The organism is Thioclava sp. SK-1 (assembly GCF_001705665.1).
Classification (GTDB): domain Bacteria; phylum Pseudomonadota; class Alphaproteobacteria; order Rhodobacterales; family Rhodobacteraceae; genus Thioclava.
Genome location: NZ_MDHA01000065.1, coordinates 87,976 through 109,121, shown reverse-complemented (window position 1 = coordinate 109,121; position 21,146 = coordinate 87,976). Strand labels below are relative to the sequence as shown.

The 21,146-nt window shown below is 57.6% G+C and carries 18 protein-coding genes; 7 read left to right on the top strand and 11 right to left on the bottom strand.

Translation table 11 applies throughout. The annotated features are described in order from the left end of the window. Positions 1 to 4: 4 nt before the first annotated feature. On the bottom strand, positions 5 to 1,060 hold the full coding sequence (hemH, locus tag BFP70_RS15370) for a ferrochelatase (RefSeq protein ID WP_083217545.1): 1,056 nt from the start codon (positions 1,058 to 1,060) through the stop codon (positions 5 to 7). A gap of 113 nt (positions 1,061 to 1,173) precedes the next feature. Here hemH and otsB point away from each other — a divergent pair, with 113 nt between their 5' ends. Next, a complete protein-coding gene (gene otsB / locus BFP70_RS15365; RefSeq protein ID WP_066012530.1) occupies positions 1,174 to 1,920 on the top strand; it encodes a trehalose-phosphatase in 747 nt (248 codons plus the stop codon). A 1-nt stretch (position 1,921) separates the two neighbouring features. Continuing rightward, on the top strand, positions 1,922 to 3,268 hold the full coding sequence (locus BFP70_RS15360) for a trehalose-6-phosphate synthase (RefSeq protein WP_066012529.1): 1,347 nt from the start codon (positions 1,922 to 1,924) through the stop codon (positions 3,266 to 3,268). 79 nt (positions 3,269 to 3,347) lie between these two features. Here BFP70_RS15360 and BFP70_RS15355 read toward each other — a convergent pair whose 3' ends face one another. The 5 genes from BFP70_RS15355 to BFP70_RS15335 all read right to left on the bottom strand — a co-directional run bounded on the left by BFP70_RS15355 (position 3,348) and on the right by BFP70_RS15335 (position 10,862). Beyond that, entirely contained in the window at positions 3,348 to 7,235 is a 3,888-nt protein-coding gene (locus tag BFP70_RS15355; protein WP_066012528.1) for a translocation/assembly module TamB domain-containing protein, read from the bottom strand. Beyond that, a complete protein-coding gene (locus BFP70_RS15350; RefSeq protein WP_066012527.1) occupies positions 7,235 to 9,043 on the bottom strand; it encodes an autotransporter assembly complex family protein in 1,809 nt (602 codons plus the stop codon). Before BFP70_RS15350 ends, BFP70_RS15355 begins: the two co-directional genes overlap by 1 nt. A 157-nt stretch (positions 9,044 to 9,200) precedes the next feature. Then, positions 9,201 to 9,737, bottom strand: a complete 537-nt coding sequence (gene idi, locus BFP70_RS15345; RefSeq protein ID WP_066012526.1) for an isopentenyl-diphosphate Delta-isomerase — start codon at positions 9,735 to 9,737, stop codon at positions 9,201 to 9,203. Between the two features lie 66 nt (positions 9,738 to 9,803). Further along, positions 9,804 to 10,316 (bottom strand): protein-export chaperone SecB, encoded by a 513-nt coding sequence (gene secB / locus BFP70_RS15340; RefSeq protein WP_066012525.1) that lies wholly within the window; start codon positions 10,314 to 10,316, stop codon positions 9,804 to 9,806. A gap of 51 nt (positions 10,317 to 10,367) precedes the next feature. Continuing rightward, positions 10,368 to 10,862 (bottom strand): FxsA family protein, encoded by a 495-nt coding sequence (locus BFP70_RS15335; protein ID WP_066012524.1) that lies wholly within the window; start codon positions 10,860 to 10,862, stop codon positions 10,368 to 10,370. 113 nt (positions 10,863 to 10,975) lie between these two features. Between BFP70_RS15335 and BFP70_RS15330 the strand changes: the two genes are divergently transcribed. After that, the gene (locus BFP70_RS15330) at positions 10,976 to 11,635 is read left to right on the top strand and encodes a Tim44/TimA family putative adaptor protein (RefSeq protein WP_066012523.1); all 660 of its coding nucleotides are present in this window, start codon (positions 10,976 to 10,978) and stop codon (positions 11,633 to 11,635) included. 90 nt (positions 11,636 to 11,725) lie between these two features. Next, entirely contained in the window at positions 11,726 to 12,334 is a 609-nt protein-coding gene (locus BFP70_RS15325) for a Smr/MutS family protein (RefSeq protein ID WP_066012522.1), read from the top strand. An 86-nt stretch (positions 12,335 to 12,420) separates the two neighbouring features. Here BFP70_RS15325 and hslU read toward each other — a convergent pair whose 3' ends face one another. From hslU to hslV, 3 genes are read right to left on the bottom strand one after another with little or no spacing between them, the layout of a single operon-like run. Continuing rightward, complete coding sequence (hslU, locus tag BFP70_RS15320) at positions 12,421 to 13,728, bottom strand: ATP-dependent protease ATPase subunit HslU (protein ID WP_066012521.1); 1,308 nt, start codon at positions 13,726 to 13,728, stop codon at positions 12,421 to 12,423. A 3-nt stretch (positions 13,729 to 13,731) separates the two neighbouring features. Continuing rightward, positions 13,732 to 14,790, bottom strand: a complete 1,059-nt coding sequence (locus BFP70_RS15315; RefSeq protein WP_066012520.1) for a hypothetical protein — start codon at positions 14,788 to 14,790, stop codon at positions 13,732 to 13,734. Beyond that, a complete protein-coding gene (hslV, locus tag BFP70_RS15310; RefSeq protein WP_066012519.1) occupies positions 14,783 to 15,337 on the bottom strand; it encodes an ATP-dependent protease subunit HslV in 555 nt (184 codons plus the stop codon). The genes BFP70_RS15315 and hslV overlap by 8 nt, the downstream gene beginning before the upstream one ends. A gap of 124 nt (positions 15,338 to 15,461) precedes the next feature. Here hslV and BFP70_RS15305 point away from each other — a divergent pair, with 124 nt between their 5' ends. Then, entirely contained in the window at positions 15,462 to 16,340 is an 879-nt protein-coding gene (locus BFP70_RS15305; RefSeq protein ID WP_176715581.1) for a hypothetical protein, read from the top strand. 46 nt (positions 16,341 to 16,386) lie between these two features. Here BFP70_RS15305 and BFP70_RS15300 read toward each other — a convergent pair whose 3' ends face one another. Together BFP70_RS15300 and dapE are read right to left on the bottom strand one after the other, a co-directional pair. After that, positions 16,387 to 16,815, bottom strand: a complete 429-nt coding sequence (locus tag BFP70_RS15300; protein ID WP_141693223.1) for a GNAT family N-acetyltransferase — start codon at positions 16,813 to 16,815, stop codon at positions 16,387 to 16,389. Continuing rightward, positions 16,812 to 17,957, bottom strand: coding sequence for a succinyl-diaminopimelate desuccinylase (dapE, locus tag BFP70_RS15295; protein WP_066012517.1), 1,146 nt, complete (start codon positions 17,955 to 17,957; stop codon positions 16,812 to 16,814). The genes BFP70_RS15300 and dapE overlap by 4 nt, the downstream gene beginning before the upstream one ends. A gap of 409 nt (positions 17,958 to 18,366) precedes the next feature. Here dapE and BFP70_RS15290 point away from each other — a divergent pair, with 409 nt between their 5' ends. Both BFP70_RS15290 and BFP70_RS15285 read left to right on the top strand, forming a co-directional pair. Then, complete coding sequence (locus tag BFP70_RS15290; RefSeq protein ID WP_066012516.1) at positions 18,367 to 20,025, top strand: Hint domain-containing protein; 1,659 nt, start codon at positions 18,367 to 18,369, stop codon at positions 20,023 to 20,025. Further along, on the top strand, positions 20,022 to 21,140 hold the full coding sequence (locus BFP70_RS15285; protein WP_066012515.1) for a Hint domain-containing protein: 1,119 nt from the start codon (positions 20,022 to 20,024) through the stop codon (positions 21,138 to 21,140). The genes BFP70_RS15290 and BFP70_RS15285 overlap by 4 nt, the downstream gene beginning before the upstream one ends. The last annotated feature ends 6 nt before the right edge of the window (positions 21,141 to 21,146 follow it).

The window sequence follows — 21,146 nt, the reverse complement described above, 5'->3', positions numbered from 1 at the left end:
GATATCAGTCGATCCAGCCTTTCAGATTCTCTTCCACCACTTCCAACAGGGCCGTGATGTGGATGTCATCATCATTCAAACAGGGGATATAGGTGAATTCCTTCCCCCCGGCATGTTCGAATGCCTCGCAGATTTCGCCTTGGATTTCTTCCAGTGTCTCGATGCAATCAGCAGAAAACGCAGGCGAAATCACCGCGATATTGGTTTTACCCTGTTTTGCCAGCTCTGCGACATGCTCCACGGTGTAGGGTTTAAGCCATTCCTCGCGCCCAAACACCGATTGAAACGTGGTATCGATCGCCTCCACGGGCCAACCCAGACGTTCGCGCAGCAGTCGTGTCGTCTTGGCGCATTGGCAATGATAGGGGTCGCCCTCCATCAAGAACCGCTTGGGCATCCCATGATACGAACACACCAACTTATCCGGGCGGCTGTCCACGGTGGGATAGGCTTTTTCCACCGATTGGGCCAAAGCCTCAATATACGACGGGCGGTCGAAATATTCCGGTGCAGTGCGCGATGCCGGTTGGCGCTTTTGCTTCATCAAGGCGCGGAAGAATTCGTCATTCGCCGTCGCGGTAGTTGGAGAGGCATATTGCGGATACAGCGGGAAAAACAGGATCCTTTCGCAACCGTTCTGCACCATCTTTTCGACCACGCTTTTGGTCGACGGATTGCCATAACGCATGCAAAATTCCACCTGCACCGGTGCGTCATAACGGGCTTCGACGGCCTCACGCAGCTTGACCACCTGTTTTTTCGTGATGGTCATCAGCGGCGATTCATCCGCCTCTTCATTCCAGATCGAGCGATAATTCTTACCCGATGCCGATGGCCGGGTCGTCAGAATAATCCCCTGCAAGATGGGTTGCCATTTCCACGCAGGGTAATCCACGACCCGCTTATCAGACAGGAATTCACCCAAATATCGCCGCATCGACCAGTAATCGGTGTTATCTGGCGTTCCAAGATTCGCGATGAGCACCCCGATTTTGGCCTGCGGCACAGCGGGATGATCCGCCGGGGCATGGGCCAGACGCGGATTTGGCTCGATTTTCATAGTAATTGTCCTATCTGATGGCATCTGGGGAACCAACCTCCGACATATCGCGTTTTTGTCATGCGTCAATGCACGTCATTGGACTCTGCGACAAAGCGACATAGAAAGAAGCTATGAAACTGACGGAACACTGCGGATCCACACCGCGCCCGCCCGCTTTTGACTGCGCCAGCTCTGCGCTGTTTCTTGATTTTGATGGCACGCTTGTTGATATCGCGCCAACCCCAGACGGGGTGCATGTGCCCCCTGATATGGGGCAAATGCTAACCGCGCTTGAAACCGCGTGTGACGGAGCTTTAGCCATCGTATCAGGACGTTCCTTGCATGAGCTGGAGGCATTCCTGACCGGGTTTGACGGTATCATGATCGGCTCGCATGGATCACAAGCGCGCGGTATCGCCCCGCCGCTGCAACGCGATCCAGACGGAATGGAGGCGCTGCAAGACCAGCTCCGCGCCTTTGCCAAGGATCATGACCTTTTATATGAACATAAAAGCCACGGCGGCGGTGTGCATTTTCGTCACCGACCAGAGATGGAGCCCGATGTAAAAGCCTTCGTTACGCAGCTTGCAGCCGATCATCCAGCCTTCACCGTGCAGCCCGCCAAAATGGCGTTTGAACTGCGCCCCGATGGGTTTTCCAAGGATGGCGCACTACGGATTTTACAATCGCATGATGCCTTTGACGGGCGCATGCCTGTTTATTTGGGCGATGATACAACCGACGAACCTGCCCTGCGCTATTGCGAGGACAACGGCGGATACGGCGTAAAAATTGGCGAAGGCGACAGCTGCGCACGCTATCACCTGCCCGACCCCGCGTCGGTTCTGTCATGGCTGAACACAGGGTTAGAGCGCTGATATGGGACGTTTGATTTGTATTTCCAATCGGATACCTATGGGGCCGAACCCCTCTGGCGGCCTGGTCGTGGCGCTGCATGACACATTGATGTCCACGAAAGGGATCTGGATCGGCACCTCTGGTGAGATTGTCGAAAACCCGGAAAACCGCCTGCGCCCGGTTGAGGGCGGGCCATTCGAACGCATGTGTTTCGACCTGTCCGAGAATGAGCAAGAGAACTACTATTTCGGTTTCTCTAATCAGGTGCTGTGGCCACTGTTTCACGGCCGCACCGATATCATGGAAATCCATGCCGAATATCTGGACAGCTACAAAGAGGTGAACCGCCGCCTTGCCCGAATGTTAGCAGAGGTGGTGCAGCCCGATGATCGTATCTGGGTGCATGATTACCAATTGCTACCGTTGGCCCAATATCTGCGCGATATGGGGCTGAGCAATCGCATCGGCTTTTTCTTGCATACGCCCTTTCCAACGCCGCTTGCGCTGCAGGCCTTGCCCAACGGCACCGAGATTCTGGAATGGATGTCGCATTATCACGTTGTGGGGATGCAGGCCGAACGCGATGTGCGTAATGCTATGGCGGCGATGGTCGAGCTGGGCAATGCACAAGAACTGGCCGGTGGGTTTGTCTATATGGAGCCGCGGCAAACCCGAATTGCCGCCTTCCCTATCGCCATCGACGCGGATGAATTCCGCACATTGGCCGAAGAACAGGTGCAAAAGCTTCCCGCAGGGGTGCTGAAGCCCGAACGCCGGCTGATGATCGGCGTGGACCGTCTGGATTATACCAAAGGTGTGCCGCAACGGTTCAAGGCCTTTGGCGAATTTTTGGAACGGCATGAGGATTGGCACCGACATGTCTCGATGCTGCAAATCAGCCCGCCCACCCGCGAAGGCGTTGAAGCCTACGACAATATCCGCGAAGAGACAGAGCTGCTATCGGGCCGTATCAATGGCCAATTCGCGGATATTTCCTGGGCGCCGATCCGGTTTATCAATCGCCCGATCCCGCGCGAGGTTCTGGCCGGGTTGTATCGGGCCTCGGATGTTGCGCTGGTGACGCCGCTGATGGATGGGATGAACCTTGTGGCAAAGGAATTTGTGGCGGCTCAGGATCGCGATGATCCCGGTGTTTTGATCTTGTCGCAATTCGCCGGCGCAGCCGAACAGATGCCCGACGCATTGATCGTAAACCCACATGACACCGAACAGATGGCGACCTCGATCATGACGGCTTTGGCGATGCCGCTGATTGACCGTCGCAGACGTCATGACGCCCTGATGGACCGGCTGATGAAACACGATGTCGCCTGGTGGTCGAAAGGCTTCTTGACCGCATTGGGCTAATCTGCATGTCACGCTTTCTACCAGAAAAGACCCGCGGCATAGCGCTATGCCGCGGGTCTTTTATAAGGTGATGCGGTGATCAGTAATCTTTTTCCAAGAACACGCCCAGACCGCTGTCGCCGCTGGACCCCACTGTGCCGCGCGCCGTGATATGGTCGGTGATATCAAGGTTCAGATTGATCTCGGTCGTGCCATCGCTGCCAACTTCAACGTTGGTATACAGATTGTCGGACAGGTATTTTCCGGCCTGTAAAGTTGCGTTGCCCTGATCATCGGTGCCAACATCCAGGTCATCCAGACCCGTTGACTTGCGCAGATTGGCTACAATACCATTGCCACCTTTGCCTGCCAATGTCGCCACAGCAGAGGCCAGCTGCGCCGCCTGAATGGCCGAGATATTGTCCAATCCGCGCGAGAACAGCAATTGCGACAAGACCTCTTCATCGGGCAATTGCGGCGATGAGGTAAATGACAGCTCTGGCGTGGTGGCATTGCCATAGATCGAAATGGTGATCGCGTAGTCATTCTTTGTCGTGGTGGCGGCAAATTCGATATAAGGCACGAATTCGCCCTGCAGCGAGATTTCCCCTTTGTCCAGGGTGAAGCGCTGGCTCAGCACATCCAAACGTCCGCGCATCAATGAAAATGACCCGATCGGAATGACATTTGCTGTGGTTCCAGTGATCCGCAAACTGCCGCCCAGCTCAGCATCCAAACCACGCCCCCGCACAAAGATCTGGTTTGGCGCGGAAATGGTAATATCAAGCGGATAGGCCACACCGCCACCCCCGCCGGAACCGCCGCCATTGCCAGCACTGTCCAACAGGCCTGCGCGCGCGCGCGTGGTCCGGCTGGCAGCCCCTTCGTTCACATGAGTCATATCAGGGATCGATTCAACCCCGCCCAAACCGGTGGAGGGGACGCGCAATTCAGTATCCGACAGCGTCAAATTGCCCGAAATCCGCGCTCCACCCGTTAAGGGGCCATTCATCCGAACTGCGCCGGTAACTTTGGTATCATACAGATCCGGGTTACGCAGCCGCGCCTGATCCAGCGTGACTGTCAGATCCCCTTGATAAGGCGCCGAAAGGGTTATCGGCCCGTTGACCGAGATCCGCCCCCCGGTGCCAAGCGCACCGCCGCCGTTCAGCGTCATCCGGCCACCATTCATCTGTGCGGTCAGGTCAATACCCTCCAGCACCAGATCCAGTGTCGGCGCACTGACCCGCGCGCCACTGGTCGAAATCGTGCCATTCAGCGATTGCAGCCCCAGTGGCCCGTTCAAATTTAGATCGAAACGAATAGGCCCATCCACCGTGCGTGGCGCGATGAACATATTCGCCAGCCCGGCCTGCGCACCACCTGTGATTGCCAGATTGGCATTGGCCAGCGTGCGGGCCACACGGCCTGACACATCGGCATCAACCCCGCCCGGCCCGGTCGCGGAAATATCCACATCATAGCCCGCACCATCATCTATAACAGATCCGCTCAGCGTGGCCGCGCCGGCAAAGCCGGGCACAAGCAGCGCCATATTGTTCAGCCGTGCCGACAGATCGACCTTACGGTTGGACCCTTGTGCGGCCCCCTGTGCCTGCGCTGACAGCTGCGGGTTTTTCAGATCAAAGTTTTGGACCTCAATCATCCCATTGTCCTCTCTGGCCTGTAATGACAGCTTGGTCACGCCGCGCAAAAGGCTGTCGACCTGCGCCTGACCAATCGCAAGGTTCTGCGTCTGGCCATCCAGTGTAATGTCGCGCTTGCTGCCGGTTTCCTTATAAGTGGCATCCGCCGTCACCGTGCCGCCAAACCGCGACATCGTGGGCAGATTGGCCTGCAGCTTGGCCACCAGATCCGACGCGCCGGCAGCATATAAACCGCTGACCTGTGCATCAATCTGCGGATTGCGGGCGGTGAAATCATTCAACGTGATCGCGCCATCTTTCTCCAATGCATCCACCACCAGAACCGTCTGACCGCGCAGCAAGGGATCTACATCGGCAATCCCCACCGCCAGATCACGGCCCGATGCGTTCATGATCACCGCCCGTCCAGCCGTGGTTTCATTCAGACTGGCCTTGGCGGTAATCTCACCGGAATAGCCCGTCCCCAGAACCGCCAAATCTGCCGTTGCATCAAGATCCAGCTGGCTTGCGCCACTTGCCAATACGCCCGATGCCTGCGCCTGCAACGCCGCAGAATTGGCCGTAAGCGTGTCAATCACCAAACCGTTTCCATCCCGGCTGGCCACCAAAGCGATCTGTGATCTGCCTTTCAACGCCGCATCCGCCTGTGGCTGCCCAATCGCCAAATCCTGTCCGATAACAGTCAGGTCGGCATCAAACGCCCCAGACAACAGCGTTGAGTTACCGGCAATATCTGCCTGCACCGCGCCCTTTAATGGCATGCCCGCCAGTTCCGCCAATGACGACAAATCATCATGGCGCAGCGATGCACGCCCGGCCAGAACGATCCCGCTTTCAGGTTGTTCAAATTGGAGCTGCGCAATCAGCCCGTAATCCTGGCCCTTTACATTCAGGTTGGACAGTCGGATCGGCGCACCTTGTTGCCAGTTAAACAATGTCTTTCCGGTAACAAACGGCCCCACCGCCGCATCCAATGCCGGATCGGTCATTTTCAAGCCAGAGGCCGCAAATTGCACAGTGCCGCCCACGGTTGGCGGTTGATCATCACGCTGTGAAATTCGGCCAGAGCCGTTCAGGCGCAGCCCCTGCATCACCACATCGGCGCGCTCAAATTCCGTCACGTCCCCGGTCAACGACCAGCCGTCGCCTTGCGCCTTGTCATAGCCCAGCATCAGATCTGCCGTGCGCAACCGCGTGTCCGCACCGGAAATCGGCAGCAACACCATTTCGGAATTGCTAAGACCCAATTTCAAATTCAGATCAATTTTTTCGGGCAGCCCCGACGGAAGCAACAACAAAGATCCATTCAGATCAATCGCTTGCGCATCAAGCGTCAGATCGGACAATTCGATCGCGCCATTGGGTTTCACCGCACCATCGGTTTTCAGCGTCAAGCTGTCGCCAAAGAACCCACGATAGGCTTCGGGCAGCATCGGTGTCACATCGCCGGCCAGGTTGGCACTGAACTGGCGCTCAGGATCAGATCCTGCAGGCGCGCCCTCTGCCACGGCATCACGCATCACGACCTGACCGCTGATCCGCGGCCGACCGTCTGTCGCAAGCGAGATATTGGCCGAGAAATTCGACAATGGGCCAGATCCTGCCACCGCCAGCGTCACAGCCGGTTCGCCCGGCAAACCCACAAGGCTGGAAATCAGTCCGCCCTTGCCCTCATCCGCCAAAAGATCCACCGACAGCTCTTGCGAGGCATTGCCATAGGACGCGGTCAGGGCAAACGTGCCTTTAACGTCGTCGGTGCGTGTCAGATTCAGCTTGGCATTGCCATCGCCATCTTTCAGCGTGACCGAACCATTGGCCGAAAATTGCAGCGCCTGACCGATGATCGGCGCGCCCAGCGACACCTTTGCCACGTCCAGCTTGCCAATCACGACCGACACCGGAAGATCAGGCAATGCAAAGGGCTGCGCCTCTGCCGAGACGGTGGCCGCCTCTGAGACAGGTAAGCGCGGCAGCTCTATCGAGGCGGCGGACAGTTCGTCGATCTCGAACTCGCCGCGCAATATGGCAGAGCGATTCCAGGCCATCGCACCATCGGTAATCGTCAACCATGCGCCTTGGTCGTCCGAAATCGTCAGGCTGTCGAAGGTCGCACGGGAACTTAGCGCGCCTTTAAACCCGTCCAGACGGATTTGCCGCCCACTGCCTGACAATTTGTCTTCGATCAGACCGGTCAGATAAGATCGGTCGCGCTGGGTCTGTTCGGCCGTCGCCGCCCCTGCTTGCGCATCCGTCGCGCCATCTTGAGCAAAGCCAATGGCGGGCCATACCGCCAGGAACATCGTCGCCAGAACGCGTTTCATCAAAATGCCTGCCCCAATCCAAGGTAAAGTTGAACGCCTTTGCCTGTGTCACCCGACACTGGCGCGGCAACGTCCAGCCGCAACGGCCCGATGGCCGTGTTGTATCGCAGCCCCAGCCCAGCGCCGGACTGCCATTCACCATCACTGTCCATAAAGTCGCCGGCGCTGATATAGCCCGCGTCATAAAACCCAACCAGACCAATGGATTTGGTCACGCCAGCACGCAATTCGCCCGAGAACCCGACAAATTGCGTCCCCCCTGTCTTCAGCGTTCCATTGTCCAGCTCGGTCACGCCCAGTGATTGGTAGGGCTGGCCGCGCACGGTGCCACCACCGCCGGAATAAAATAGGTAATCACGGGGTGTTTCCGCCAGATCCGACCCCATAACAGATCCCAGCTGGAACCGCCCGGCCAAGACAAATCGGTCATCCGTACCGAACCCCTTGTAGGCCCGTGCGTCTGCGGTCAGCCGGACCCCGCTACCCGTTTCATCCGACAGGCCCACAAATGGGGTCGCCCCGCCTTCCAAATAAAACCCCTGCGTTGCATTGGCCGGCACATTTCGCTTATCCCAAGTGACCGTGGTCGGCGCGGCGATTTGCTGAAACTGTGTCTTGCCGGAGGCATCCGTGACCTCGGACCAACTATATTGCAGACCGGTTTCTGCGGTCAGGATATCGCTAAAGTAATGCGTCACCCCACCGCCGATTGAAAACGTATCCTCGACGTAATCCTCTTCGTCATTATGCGCGACAGAGGCCTGAACATAAGCCGTGGTGTCCGGCGTGAATGTCGCCGGGCGCTCCAAACGGCCGCCAAGGCTGTAATCCATACCGCCCGAACCGCCCCCGATCCCTGTCACCGCGGCATCAATCCGCAGCCGTTCCGCACCGCCCTGCAGATTTCGATGCAGCCAATAGCCTGTCAGGCCCAGCCCTTCTGATGTGGAATATTCGACGCCAGCGCCTAGACGACGCGGTTTTTCTTCAACCAACCCCAGCGTGTAATCCAACGTATCATCGGGGCCCAATGTCTGGCCCTCGGTCAAGGTGATGGAACTGAACGCACCAGAACGACGCAAGCGCGTGCGCACGACTTCCAGCTCATCTGGGTCAAATTTATCCCCAGTCGGAAAGCCGGCGATCTGGCGGGTCCGAAACGGCTTCATCCGATCCAGCCCGGTGATCGTCACAGTGCCAAACGTGACCTCTGGTCCCGGGGCAAGGTCAATCGCGGTTTCCAATGTATCGCTGCGGTGGTCGGCGGTGATTTTTTGCGCCGAAACCTCGGCTTTGGCATGGCCCGCCTTGCGCCAGCCTGTCACCGCCGCGCTGGCGGCGCTGCGGATCACGCTGGTGCGCGCGGTCTGGCCTACGGCAAACCCGTCAGGCAGATCAGTCTTGGGGGCCAGCGGCGCAATATCGGCGCGTGAAAAGGTGAATTTCGGGCCCGGATCAACAGCCACGGCAATCGCGCTGATCGTATCAGGCGCATCCAGCGGCGGGATAGCAGACACTTCGCGCCCATCGGCCTTGACCGAAATCGTCGGTGAAAAATACCCCTGATCATACAAAGCCCCCAGAAGCCGAGCATATTCAGCCCGCGCGGCGGCAAAATAATCCTGCGCTTGCGCGTCCTCTTCACCTTCCTTCTGACGGATCAATGAATCCGCTTCTAGGCTTGCCTTCAAATCTTCGTCACCGCCCGCAACATCGAACGTCACCTGTTGGCCCAATACAGGCGCAAACGCCGGCACGATAAGCCCTGTCGCCAAGGATGCGGCCAAAATAAATTGTGAGGTTTTCACGCCCTGCCCCCAAAACTGCTTTTTCTTATGATTTGCAGCTTGAGCGGCAGATTGCCAGTGTCCTACGCTAAGCTAGACAAGAGTTTTTGCCATTATCAACAGAAGTGATCATCCCATCACAGGCTTTGGGCGAATTCCCGCCGCACGCCCTGTCGATTTATGTCATTGGACACATCATAGTGCCGAAGATCTGCTGCGCCGGCGCGCCCATATATACCGCGATCCATTTTGAGAACCGCTCCGGCGCATGTGTGACTTCGCGTTGCAAGTCGGCCAGCTCAATCCAGCGGGTCTGCGACACCTCTGCAGGGTCTGGTGCAATGGACAGATCACTGTTGGCTTGTGCAAGATAGATGTCCACCACCTCATGTTCGATCAGCCCATTACCGACATCAGCGCGATATTCCAGCCGATCCCGATGGCGCGGCGTCAGGCCGGTGATCCCCAATTCCTGCCGCAAACGGCGCTTGGCACAGTCCAACGGCGTCTCCCCCCAATAGGGATGGGTGCAACACGTATTGGCCCAAAGATTGGGCGAGTGGTATTTCTGCGCGGCACGCTGCTGGATCAGGGTTTTGGACCCATCCATCACGAAAACAGATACAGCCTTGTGGCGTAGACCACGCTGATGGGCCGCCAGTTTATCAACCGGATGCAGATCGTCCCCGATCCAGGCAGGAATAAGCGTATCCATTTCGGTCCTTCATACGCAAACGCACCGCCCAACGGCGGTGCGCATATCACATGGTTTGTCGAAAGATCAGTTGATCGTGCTTTCAGCCTGCTGGGCCTCGGCACGGCGGGCCAATTCTGCACGATACAGCGCCACGAAATCCACCATATCCAGGTTAAAGGGCGGGAAGCCCCCGTCACGGGTTACATCCGACACGATACGCCGCACGAATGGGAACAGCTGCCGCGGGCATTCGATCAACAAGAACGGATGCAGCTGATCCGCCGGCACGCCTTCGATATGGAAGATCCCACCGTAATCAAGCTCCAGCAAATACAGCGGCGTTTCACCGTTTTTATTCTTGGCTGTAACCTTAAATTTGCAGATCACCTCATATTGGTTCTCAACATTGCGTTTTTTCGCATCAAGGCTGACCTGAACCTGCATTTCGGGCTGCACATCAGACGATTGCAAACCCTTTTGCGCGACGATGTTCTCAAAGGACATATCGCGGGTAAATTGCGCCAAGATCTGCATCTTCATCGCGGCTTGTTCGGGCGTTGCGGCTGGATCCGCTGTCGGCGTGGTCTCTTCGGTCATGATGTTCTCCCAATTCGGTTACAGCGTGTTTAGCACCGGCTTGGCTGACGCTCAATGCCGGGTCCAGCCGGAATCGCCCGGCGGTTTGCTGTCAAACCGGGGCGCATCGACATCCACTTCCTGAAATTCGCCGTCAATCACCGTATCGCGTGGGCCAGTCTGGCGCCCGCCCGGCTGAGGCCCCATGCCAAAGCTTTGCACTTTGACGCGCTTCGCAATCTGCGTCATCGCCCACATCCGAATCCTTGGTACCAGCAGCAATAGGCCGCATGTATCGGTGAAAAATCCCGGCGTCAGCAGCAGCGCGCCCGCAAATAGGATCAGCGCGCCATGTGCCAACGGCTGGCTGGGATCGCGCAGCTCTGCCATGGAGCGGCGCAAATCGTTCATCGCCTGCGCACCCTGACTTTTGACCAATGACGTGCCCGCCACGGCCGTAACAATAACGATCGCCAGCGTCGGCCACAGGCCAATCACCCCGCCAACCTGAACAAACAGGCCGATTTCAATCAGCGGGACCATCAAGAAGGCTAGAAAGATCCACATGTTTTCTTTTCCTCTGTAACGTATCGGGTGCGGACATGGACTTGAACGCGCCCATAGCTTACATATGTGCACAATGACCGATGTAAAACCCAACCCACCCAAAAGGGGTTCAAATGAACAACGCAGTTATTCAGCTTATTGTCCTGGCCGGGGTCGCGATCTTTTTGATCCTCAAGTTGAAAAATGTGTTGGGCACACGGGAAGGGTATGAAAAGCCCATTGATCAAACGCCCCGCACCCCGAAGCTTGAGCGCAAGTCGTTCGAGGTGATTGAAGGCGGCCCAGATCCAGATATCGCCGATCATTTCGCCGAAGGATCCACCGCCGCATTGGCGTTGGCACAGATGAAACGCGCAGAGCCTGATTTCGTGGCCTCGGAATTTCTGAAAGGTGCCCGTCAGGCCTATGAGATGATCTTGATGGCCTTTGAACGCGGAGAGTTGGAGCAAGTGCGCCCCTTCTTGGCCCCGCCGGTCTATGAAGCATTTGAAACGGCGGTCGAAGATCGCAAGGCCCGTGGCTTGGAAGTCACTGCACAATTCCTTGGCCTGCGTGAGCTGACATTGCAAGACGCGCAATTCAACGCTCAGACCAGCGAAGCAGAGCTGACGGTGCGATTTGGTGGGGAGCTGATTTCCGCAGCACGCGATGCCAATGGCACCATTGTCGAGGGCGATCCGAAAGTGCCGCGCAAACAGCGCGATATCTGGACCTTCTCGCGGATGATGGCGGCAGAAGATCCCAACTGGCAGCTTGTCGCCACGGGCGGTTAACCCCATGCGGGCGGCCCCCATTATCAGCGTGAACGCCGCCGCACGGGCGGCGTTTTGCATGCCAAGCCCTTGGCACAAAGGGCGGATCATATGAGCCGCCGCCGGAAACTTTCATCAGAAGAGCGCGAGCTGTGGAACCGTGTGGCCGCGACTGCCCGTGCGGCCCATCCCCCGCGTGACCCCGACATCACGCCCGAGACCGCGACGCCGCCGCGCCCAGCACCCGCCAAGGTCAACCCTATCGCACCGCCCACAGATCTGTCGCGGCTGCGCATCGGTGCCAAACCGGCCGCGAAACATGTCAAGATCACCCCCGCCCCGTCCCTGACCGAGCATCTGGCGGCGCAGCCCGTGCAGATGGATCGCAAAGCACATCGGTCGATGACCCGCGGCAAATTGTCTCCGGACGCGCGCATCGATCTGCATGGCATGACACAGGCCGAAGCGCATCCTGAATTGATCCGCTTTATCTTGCGCTCACAAGATCACGGACATCGTCTGGTTTTGGTGATTACCGGCAAAGGCAAGCATAAGGATGAGGGCTGGATCATGCCTGAGCGCCTTGGCGTGCTACGCCATCAGGTGCCGCATTGGCTGCGTCAGGCCCCGCTGGCCCCGGTTGTGATGCAAATCACCCAGGCCCATCAACGCCACGGCGGGCAAGGCGCCTATTATGTCTATCTGCGTAAACTGCGATAACACTGGCATTATAGCAAAGGCTGCGCCCACCCCAAACCGGATCGCAAGCCCAGGCCTATGCCGGCCCAGCCTTGCGATATGTCCGATTACAAAACGTAGCGGCTTAGATCTGCCGATTTGGCCAATGCGCCCACATGGGCTTCGACAAAGGCGGCATCAATCCGAACGGTTTCGCCGGTGCGGTCAGGGGCCTCAAAGGACAGATCCTCAAACACCCGCTCCAAGATGGTATAAAGCCTGCGCGCACCAATATTTTCGACCGATCCATTAACCTCGGCGGCAATACGCGCCAGCGCCGCAATCCCGTCTTCGGTGAAATCCACCGTGACCTCTTCAGTTTGCATCAACGCCCGGTATTGCAGGGTCAACGCATTATCGGTTTCGGTCAGGATACGCACGAAATCCGCTTCGGTCAGCGCCTGAAGTTCAACCCGAATCGGTAAGCGGCCCTGAAGTTCAGGCAAAAGGTCGGATGGTTTCGCGATATGGAACGCACCAGAGGCGATAAACAGGATATGGTCCGTTTTCACCGGGCCATATTTTGTCGAAACAGTCGTACCTTCGATTAATGGCAACAGGTCACGCTGCACGCCTTCACGTGAAACATCGCCTGAACGCGTGTCCTGTTTCGCCGCAACCTTGTCGATTTCGTCGATGAACACGATGCCCGAATGCTGCACCGCCTCTAATGCGGCAGCCTTGACGGTTTCATCATCCAGCAGCTTATCTGCCTCTTCCGAGATCAGAAGCTCATAGCTTTGGGCTACGGTGACTTTCTTACGCGTTTTACGCCCGCCACCAAAGTTTTTGAACAGGTCCTGTAGGCCCTGCATCTGCTGTTCCATACCGGGCTGGTTACCCATGATCCCCAGCGGCATGCCACCGGATTGATCGGCCAGCTCGACCTCGATTTCCTTATCATCAAGCACGCCATCGCGCAGCTTTTTGCGAAACATCTCACGGGTGGATTCGCGTGCATCCGTGCCGGCCAACGCGTCAATCACCCTTTCTTCTGCCGATGCATGGGCGCGTGATTTCACATCCTCACGCATGTGATCGCGGGTTTCGATCATCGCAGCTTCGGTCAGGTCACGGATGATCTGTTCAACATCACGCCCGACATAGCCCACCTCGGTGAATTTTGTCGCCTCGACCTTAAGGAAAGGCGCGCGCGCCAGCTTGGCCAAACGCCGCGAGATTTCGGTTTTGCCAACGCCTGTTGGGCCGATCATAAGAATGTTCTTGGGATAGACCTCATCGCGCAAGTCATCGGGCAATTGGTGACGCCGCCACCGATTGCGCAGCGCCACAGCAACGGCGCGTTTCGCATCGCGTTGCCCGATGATAAAGCGATCAAGCTCGGATACGATTTCACGAGGGGTGAGATTGGTCATATCTTACTCCGTATAAGGGGGGAGCCGGGTCTTGCCCGGGAAATCAGGAAGCATGCGCATCAAACGCCCGCGCAGGGCCGTCCAACCCGCGCCCAGCGCGGTCAAACCCGCACCAAGCACCAGCAGCGTGACCAGCCATGACAGCGGCTTTTGGTCATCTGCAAAAACGTAAATCAACAGGAATACCATGTAGCCCAGCCCTGCCGTCAGGAAAGAGCGGCGGTCAATCACCAGCGCCAACACGGCCGCCACAAGCAACGTCAGGGTCAGCAACCCATAACCCGAACCCGGCCCCATGTTGAAAAATGTGACCGCCACAGTATTCACCAAGGCAGGGGCCGCCAACACATGCAGCCAAAAACCACTGGCCGATTGCCGCCCCAGACGATGCGGGTCGCGCATATCGAACCAAATCCCGCCCGCCAGAGCCAACAGGCCAAAGATCAACATCGCAAGACCTGCGCTATCGGCCTGCGTCAGGTCCATAGCGCTGCGCAGACCTTGTGACCCCGGCATCATCACCGCAAAAACAGAACGCGGATCAACGATCGCCAGAAATCCGCACAGGCCTATTAAAAACATGGTGAAAGGCACCCGGTAGCGCAGGAACCAAAGGAACAGCCCTGCCACAGTCAGGCCCAGCGCCAGCAGCACCCCGCTGCGGTTCGATATCAGACTGATCGGGTCCGTCGCATCTGATGCCGCCCAGGCAATCGCCACCGCCAGTGCCGTGGTCAAAAACATCGAAGGCAGCACCATACGCCGGCGCCGCGTGAAATATTCCGCCAGGACGACGGTTAGCGGCACGATAATCAGGGCCACAGCGCCGCCGCCCGCCAAACCAATCAGACCAAAAGCCGCGAAAAACAGGATCGACAGGCCAACCGTCACGAAAATTTCCGCGAACCCACGGAAAAGTTCAAATGGCTCATCCTCGTTTGACATCGCGCTGCGGTATCCCGCGCGCGTTTGTGCCAGTGCCAAGATGGACGCCGCCTGCGCTTCGGTCAGTTGGCCGGCCGCAACAGAGGCACGCAGATCCTGTGACGTAAGCTCAGCCAATGGTCTCAACCGTCAGCTTGCCATTGGTATAAACACAAATATCCGCAGCAATCGCCATGGCTTTGCGGGCCACTGCCTCTGCGTCCAGATCCGTTTCCATCAGGCCCCGTGCTGCGGCCAATGCAAAATTCCCACCCGAGCCGATGGCAACAATATCATGTTCAGGCTCCAGCACATCGCCCGCGCCGGTGATGACGAATAGATCGGTGCCATCCGTCACGATCAGCATCGCCTCAAGATTTTTCAGGTATTTATCCGTCCGCCAGTCTTTCGCCAGTTCGATGCAGGCGCGCGCCATTTGGCCCGGCGCCGCCTCTAGCTTGGCTTCCAGACGTTCCAGCAATGTGAACGCATCCGCAGTCGAGCCCGCGAACCCGGCAATCACATCATGGCCGCCGGGGCTAAGCCTGCGAACCTTCCGGGCCGTGCCCTTGATGACCGTTTGGCCAAGGCTGACCTGACCGTCGCCTGCAATAACCACCTTGCCGCCCTTGCGGACACCGATGATCGTTGTCCCGTGCCAGCCGGGAAATTTATCGTCCGACATTATATCCTCCGTATTTGAAGCAGATATGCGCGTCCATCCGCCGGCTTACAACCCTTCCCCCTTTTCGGCGCGCACATCATTGGCTAGCGTGAGACACATGACAGAGCGCGTTTTACATCTTCTTTTGAGCAAACCGACCATCGATCAGATCGAGGCCGGGCAGCGGAATTTCTTTCGCCGCCTGATTATCGGCATAGAGGATGAGGGCTGGCATGTTGAGATGGCGGAAAGCACCCCGGACAATCGGCGCACTGCCCGTGATAACAGTTGGTATACCCTGTATCACATGGAAGAACCCGGCCATGAGAACGCGTTGACCTGTCGCCAAAGCTATGTCGGGCCGTTTTGGCGGATCGAACGTATGGCGGAGCGGTGGGAATGGCCCGTCGCCAAAGCGCAGTTTGATCCTGCGGTGGTGGATATGGGCAAGCTGGGCTGGTTTTATGAAGGCTGGCTGAACCGTCTGTATGAGGGGGGCAAGCATGTCTCAGATGACGGTTTTTTGTTTGTGCCGTTACAAGGCAAGCTGTTGGAGCAGCGGTCTTTTCAATCCATGAGCCCATTGCGGATGTTGGAAGAGGTTCTGCAGCGACGTTCCGAACCGGTGGTTGCGACCTTGCACCCGCGCGAGACCTATTCCACCGCAGAGACCGACGCCCTGCGAAAGTTACAACATGCCTATCCCCGGTTGACGGTGCGGACCGGACATTCCGAAAAAATCCTGCCCCATTGCCATGGCGTTGTCACCCAAAACAGCGGATTGGGATTTCAGGGGTTGTTCTTGCAAAAACCATTGGTGTTATTCGCCCAAAGCGAATTTCATCATATTGCCGGGTCCGTGCCGCGCGATGGGCTGGACGAAGCGTTTCGGCATCTGGACTATGAGGCCGATTATCAACGCTATGTGACGTGGTTCTTGCATATGACCGCGCTGAACGCAGGCCGTCCGGAGTTTGAGGCAGCGATGGCGCAGCGACTGCGTGATCTGGGCTGGCCGATCTGAGCAGAGCCAAGGGACGCGCCTGCGGCCGATCGCGGATTTTGGATATTTAAGAGCAAGATGAAAGAGGCGCGAACATGTCGCGGTGCGCGATACCCGCATCGTCATATTCGGGGCCTTCAGCCACAAAGCCAAGCTTTTGGTAGAATGCAATCGCAGGCACCTGCGCCGAGAGATAGGCCCGGGTGCAGCCCCTGTCGCGCAGGCTTTGCATGGCGGCCTGCATCAGCTGCAGGCCGAGCCCTGTGCCGCGATGGGTTTGGGCCGTGCAGACCCGGCCGATTTTTCCCAGCCTGCCTTTGACGAAAAGTCGGGCGGTGGCCGCCGCCTGATCGCCGTCGCGTGCGAGGAGATGAATCGCCTGTGCGTCAAGGTCATCAAGTTCATCTTCGACGGCAACGCCTTGTTCATCGCAAAACACGGCCAAGCGCAGGGCATGAACCTGTGTCAAATCATCTACTTCGCAGATTTGGATCATGAGAAATACGCCTGTAACACACGCAGATACACGGATTTAAGCTGAGAAATCTGTTCGATTTCGATATGTTCGTCGACTTTATGCATGGTTTTGCCAACCAAGCCGAATTCCAACACCGGGCAATGGTTTTTCATAAATCGGGCGTCCGAGGTGCCACCAGAGGTGGACAATGCCGGGGTCAAGCCAGTTTCCGCGCGAACCGCCGCAGCAACCAGATCCACGAACGCCCCGGGAGGGGTTACGAAACTATCCCCGGAAATCACCGGATTAAGCGCGAATGTTACGCCCGATTTTGCCGTGATAGCATCGGCCAGCCCCTGCGCCCAGGCAATGAGGCCGTCGCCGCTATGGGCATCGTTGAACCGAATATTGACAGTGGCTTTGGCATGGGCCGGAATGACATTATTCGCCGGGTTACCGCAATCCACTGTTGTGATCTGCAAAGTGGAAGGGTCGAAATGCTCGGTCCCGTCATCGAGCGGCTGAGCGGTCATTTGCCCCAGCAGATCAACCAGCGCATGCAACGGGTTTTTAGCGCGGTGAGGATAGGCTGCATGGCCTTGAACGCCCTGTGCCTCTATCCAAAAGGTCATCGATCCGCGCCGGCCGATTTTCATCATATCCCCAAAGGTTTCCGGGCAGGTGGGTTCCCCGACCAGACATACGGACATCGATTCGCCTTCCGCCTGCATCCAATCCAGCAATGCAAGCGTGCCATCACGGCCCGGCCCTTCTTCATCACCAGTCAGGGCGAGGATAACGGCACCGTCTTTGGGCGGGGTTTGGGTAACGAAATCCACCGCCGCCGCCGCAAAAGCTGCCACGCCAGATTTCATATCGGTAGCGCCCCGCCCCCAAAGAATGCCATCTTGGATATCTGCGCTGAACGGTCCATGTGTCCAAGCGGCCAGATCGCCCACCGGGACGACATCGGTATGACCATTGAACCCGAAACGCCGTGATGCCGATTTATTCCCCCAGCGCGCGAAGAGATTCGGCGTGCCATTGCGATCAACGCGTGTGCATGAAAACCCTGCCGCCGATAACAGATCTTGCATCAAGACCAGCGCCCCTGCCTCATCTGGTGTTACAGAGGGGCAGCGGATCAAATCGGCACATAGGGCCACGGGATCGATGGTCATCGGCTAGCTTCTTCTTTTTGGGCAATGTCACGAAACACAGGCTTAGCGCGGGCATCGCCACAGCACAATCACTCGCCAAACCTGGCGCGCGGGGGCAAAACGACATGTGTTGCCATCACGCCACCGATTTTGCGACAATTTACCGATACCCATTAGAATCGCTTTCAAAATGAAACCAGATCGCCAATCTTTAACATAATACTAACGCACGCCAAAAAATTGGCGGCGACTACGGCCCGAGGCAGGCCATCACGAGCAGGGCATTCCATAGCCCTTATGAAGACCAAGATCCCCACCCGGCACGGCTGTGCGCGGCCTGATTGGTTGTGACATCGCGTTGGGTGGGGGGTTTTGTGACACGGCAGACGTGACGGACAGCGCCGGGCCCTAAAGGGCAATGGAGCACGTCATGGCAACCGCACAAGAGCTGACCTATAACACCAATGCCAGTGCCATGCAGATGGCGCAAACGATTTTTGGTGACGGCGTTTCGGTGGTATCCGCCAGCTATAGTGGCGATGCACGCTCCTCTGCTATTTATTCTGGCGGGGACACGATCTCCCCGGATGCGACCCCTTCTGACAGTGGTGTTATTTTATCAACCGGCTATGCCGATGCATTCACCAATGCGCCATCGGGCAACTGGTGGAACCGTAACACTGACCCGAACCGATCACAAAACACGACGACAGACACCAATGGTGTCGACAATGACGCCCAGTTCAATGCGCTGGCCAATGCCAACACTTATGACGCATCAATCCTGCGGGTCGATTTCGTACCCGATGGCAATGTAATGACGCTGACCTTCAGCTTTGCCTCCGAAGAATATCCTGAATATGTCGCATCGGATTTCAACGATATGATCGGGATTTGGGTCAATGGCGCGCCGGTTGATGTGACGGTGACAGATGGTGCCACCTCGATCGGGAATATCAACGGCAACACCAACCAAAACCTGTATGTCGACAATACCAATGACGACTACAACACCGAGATGGACGGGTTTACCGTGGCCATGTCGATCTCTTTTCCAGTGACGGCGGGTGAGGTGAACTCGTTAAAAATCGGGATCGCGGATGTTGCGGATAATCGATATGATTCCAATGTTTTGATCGCCTCAGGCTCTGCGCAGACCGTGCTGATCGCGCAAGATGACCTGCGCGAGATGTTCCCCGATCAGTTGAAAACAATGGATGTTCTGGCCAATGATCAGAACGGCACGCCGGGTATTTTAAAAATCACCCACATCAATGGCCAAGCGGTTGAACCGGGCGATTCCGTGACCTTGCCATCAGGTGAGGTGATCACCTTGAACCCCGATATGACGCTGAGCGTTCAAACCGATGATGACGGCGAAAGCTTCAACTTCACCTATCAGGTGGACTCGGTTGGCATGGCCGAAGACGGGTCAGAATTCACCTATGGCAACGATATCGGCATGGTCGAGGTTACAAGCGTGCCATGTTTCACCATGGGCACCCGAATTGACACCCCGCAGGGCGCGCGGCGGATTGAAACGCTGGTTCCCGGCGATCTGGTGATGACCCGCGATAATGGACCCCAGCCGCTGCGCTGGATCGGCCAGCGTCAGGTCGCAGCCGTTGGCCGTTTCGCGCCTGTGCACTTTGCAGCAGGTGCGCTTGGCGATCACGGGGCGCTGACGGTTTCGCCTGCGCATCGCATGATTATTCGCGACCCTTTGGCAGAGTTGCTTTTCGCGGATCCAGAGGTCTTGGTACCCGCCAAGAAACTGGTCAATGGCACTACCATCACGCAGGTTGAAGGCGGCACGGTCACCTATGTGCATCTGCTGTTCGATCGCCATGAGGTGATCTTTGCCGAAGGCTTGGAAACCGAAAGCTTCCTGCCCGGGCCAATGACATTGAACGCGATGGAACGCGACGCCCAAGAAGAAATCTTTGCGCTGTTTCCGCAGCTAAAACGCCAATGTCATCGCAGCTATGGCCCGGCCGCGCGGCCTATCCTGCGCGGGTTTGAAGCACATGTTTTGGCTGCAGGGCTGCGTAAAGGTCAGCAACCGCCTAAGATCGGGAGCGCCGCATGAGGATCACCCGATCCGGCCCGCCCACATGGTTTGTCGCCCATATTCCCGGCGCGCATTTCGGTGGCTCGGTTGTGCCGCTGACCGCGACGCGGGTGCCGGCGATGTTGGATCAAGGCAGTCTGATGATGGAAATCAGCCTTGGTCGGGCCGAAACAACCGCGCTGTCGTTGTTCAACCTGACCCAGGGGCGCGACGTTCTGGATCTATCTTTCGATCCCACGCAGGGGCTGCATCTGCGCCACCGTCAGGGCCGCGCCGAACATAACGTCATCTTGCCGCTGGAACAGGGCATGATGGATGGGGGCCGTTGGTTGATCAGCTGGCGGTGGAGCCGGGCCGACCGGAGCTCAATCCTGACGTTGGAAGCCCTGGAGACAGGGACCTTTTATCAGCGCATTACGCGCGGGCCGCTGCCGCTTTCACAGGCCGATGTGGTCGAGCTGGCAACCGGGCGCGGCCGCGCCACGATCAGCGCACCGGTGCAATGGCTGGCGGCGGGCGCGCATCTGCATCCACATGGGCCGGGCGCATGTTTTGCCCCCGCGACCCCGATCATGACACCCGATGGCCTGCGCCCGGCCGGGCGGTTACGCCCCGGTGATCTGGTGGAAACGATAGATGCCGGGCCGCAGCCCGTGTTGTGGTCAGGGCGCCTATCCCTTCCGACATTTGGCTGTTTTAACCCTGTCCGCCTATGCGCACCCTATTTTGGTGCCGATAGTGACCTATGGGTGCTGCCACAGCATCGCATCGCCCTGTCCGGCCCTGCCGTTGATTATATCTTGGGTGAAGAAGAAGTGCTGCTGCCCGCGCATCATCTGGTCGACACCTGCACCGCGCGTCAAACCCTGCGCAGCACTGTGTTAGAGTGGCAAGGGATCCTTCTGGAGGATCACCACCTACTTATCGCGGATGGCTTCCCCGTTGAAAGCCTTGCCGTGCAGGGTCTGACCGCGCAGCCAAGCTTCGCCCGCACCACGGCGCTTGCGGATCTGTCACTGGCGGGTTGGATGCCCGATCACCAACATCTGGCACGCCGCGCGCTGGCCCCGTTTGAGGCACAGACACTGGCACTGGCCCGTATGCAAAACCGCACAGGGTTGGCCGCCGCCTAAAGTTAG

Bases quoted from the DNA above. Each gene is read 5' to 3' on its own strand.
- hslV (WP_066012519.1), bottom strand. From the start codon at position 15,337: ATGTCGGACGATAAATTTCCCGGCTGGCACGGGACAACGATCATCGGT.
- hslU (WP_066012521.1), bottom strand. From the start codon at position 13,728: ATGACCAATCTCACCCCTCGTGAAATCGTATCCGAGCTTGATCGCTTT.
- BFP70_RS15285 (WP_066012515.1), top strand. From the start codon at position 20,022: ATGAGGATCACCCGATCCGGCCCGCCCACATGGTTTGTCGCCCATATT.
- BFP70_RS15290 (WP_066012516.1), top strand. From the start codon at position 18,367: ATGGCAACCGCACAAGAGCTGACCTATAACACCAATGCCAGTGCCATG.
- BFP70_RS15300 (WP_141693223.1), bottom strand. From the start codon at position 16,815: ATGATCCAAATCTGCGAAGTAGATGATTTGACACAGGTTCATGCCCTG.
- BFP70_RS15335 (WP_066012524.1), bottom strand. From the start codon at position 10,862: ATGTGGATCTTTCTAGCCTTCTTGATGGTCCCGCTGATTGAAATCGGC.
- otsB (WP_066012530.1), top strand. From the start codon at position 1,174: ATGAAACTGACGGAACACTGCGGATCCACACCGCGCCCGCCCGCTTTT.
- BFP70_RS15325 (WP_066012522.1), top strand. From the start codon at position 11,726: ATGAGCCGCCGCCGGAAACTTTCATCAGAAGAGCGCGAGCTGTGGAAC.
- dapE (WP_066012517.1), bottom strand. From the start codon at position 17,957: ATGACCATCGATCCCGTGGCCCTATGTGCCGATTTGATCCGCTGCCCC.
- idi (WP_066012526.1), bottom strand. From the start codon at position 9,737: ATGGATACGCTTATTCCTGCCTGGATCGGGGACGATCTGCATCCGGTT.
- hemH (WP_083217545.1), bottom strand. From the start codon at position 1,060: ATGAAAATCGAGCCAAATCCGCGTCTGGCCCATGCCCCGGCGGATCAT.
- BFP70_RS15360 (WP_066012529.1), top strand. From the start codon at position 1,922: ATGGGACGTTTGATTTGTATTTCCAATCGGATACCTATGGGGCCGAAC.
- BFP70_RS15330 (WP_066012523.1), top strand. From the start codon at position 10,976: ATGAACAACGCAGTTATTCAGCTTATTGTCCTGGCCGGGGTCGCGATC.
- secB (WP_066012525.1), bottom strand. From the start codon at position 10,316: ATGACCGAAGAGACCACGCCGACAGCGGATCCAGCCGCAACGCCCGAA.
- BFP70_RS15355 (WP_066012528.1), bottom strand. From the start codon at position 7,235: ATGAAACGCGTTCTGGCGACGATGTTCCTGGCGGTATGGCCCGCCATT.